The 1,376-nt window shown below is 54.1% G+C and carries 2 protein-coding genes; both read right to left on the bottom strand.

What is annotated here, in order from left to right; genetic code table 11:
• On the bottom strand, positions 1-769 hold a 769-nt coding region (locus tag E0765_RS07515), incomplete at its 3' end, for a sodium ion-translocating decarboxylase subunit beta (RefSeq protein WP_255417883.1).
• Between the two features lie 67 nt (positions 770-836).
• Positions 837-1,376: acetyl-CoA carboxylase biotin carboxyl carrier protein subunit (locus E0765_RS07510; RefSeq protein WP_132812616.1), on the bottom strand; the 540-nt coding region annotated here is incomplete at its 5' end.

Genomic DNA, 1,376 nt, shown 5'->3' with positions numbered 1-1,376 from the left:
TCATCAGGGCATTCTGCATGGTATCGGAAAGACGGTTGACAACACCACACTCCTTGGCCAGGTTGCCGAACATCAGCGAGCCGATGAGCGGGGTGGCGGAGGGAAGCAGGATGGCGCAGGTGGTCAGAACGGTAAGCGGGAAAAGAATCTTTTCAAGCTTGGATACCGGCCTGAGCTGCTGCATCTTGATCTTGCGATCTTCCTTGGTGGTGAGAGCGCGCATGATCGGGGGCTGGATGATGGGAACCAGGGCCATGTAGCTGTACGCAGCTACCGCAATGGGTCCCAGCAAGTTCGGGGCCAGTCGGCTGGTTACATAGATGGCAGTAGGACCGTCGGCACCACCGATGATGCCGATGGAAGCGGCAGCAAACAGGTCGAAATTGATACCGGGGATGAAACTCAAAGCCAAGGCACCAAGCAAGGCAACGAAAATACCAGCCTGGGCGGCTGCTCCGAGGAGCAGGGTCTTGGGGTTTGCAATGAGCGGACCGAAGTCGGTCATTGCTCCAACACCCATGAAGATCAAAATCGGGAAGAGACCGGTGTCGATACCCATATCAAAGAGCAGCTTGATAAACCCAGGAGCTCCCGAATTTGGATCAATGCTTGCAGTATAAGCCATGGGAATGTTCGAAAGAATACATCCGAACCCAATAGTTACCAACAGGAGAGGCTCGAAGCCTTTCACGATGGCAAGGTAGAGGAGGATGAATCCGACCAGTATCATGACAAGGTTGCCGACACCGAAGCCTTCCACCATCCCCATGAATCCGTACAGTCCGGTGGACTGCCAGAGCTGATTAAACGCAGAACCAATCATCTCAGAGTCTCCTTTAAGCGATTACGAGCAATTCGTCGTCGCTCTGCATCTGCTGGCCTTGGCTTACAGAAATCTTGGTTACCACACCATCGCACGGTGCAAAAATTTCATTCTCCATCTTCATGGCTTCCATGATCATCACGACCTGGTTCTTGGAAACCTTCTGTCCTTCCTTCACCTCAATGCGGAGGATCAAGCCGGGCATCGGAGCCTTGACTGTGACTGCTTCGTGTGAGGGGGCTGCAGCAGCTGCGGGAGCATCGGATGCAACGGCCTTGGAAGCCTCGATGGCTTTCTCATCGATGCCGAAGCCGACGTTCAACGGATAACTCACCCCATTGACGGTGGCATTGTCCTTGCCGAGCTTGACGCCGTATGCCTTGCCGTTGACCGTTACGGTATACTCGCCCTTCTTCTTGGCGGCTTCCTCTTCGCGGTTGATCTTGTACATGCCGTTCACCTGTGACTTGCCGGTGAGGAAAAGGATTCCCTTCTCCTTGCAGGAAGCTGCGATGAAAATATTCTCGTCGGTGATGGGCAGGCCTTCCTTCTC

The sequence above is a fragment of the Sulfuricurvum sp. IAE1 genome, assembly GCF_004347735.1.
Taxonomy (GTDB): Bacteria; Campylobacterota; Campylobacteria; order Campylobacterales; family Sulfurimonadaceae; genus Sulfuricurvum.
The sequence above is the reverse complement of the archived record's forward strand: the minus strand, read 5'-3'. Positions and strand labels throughout refer to the sequence as shown.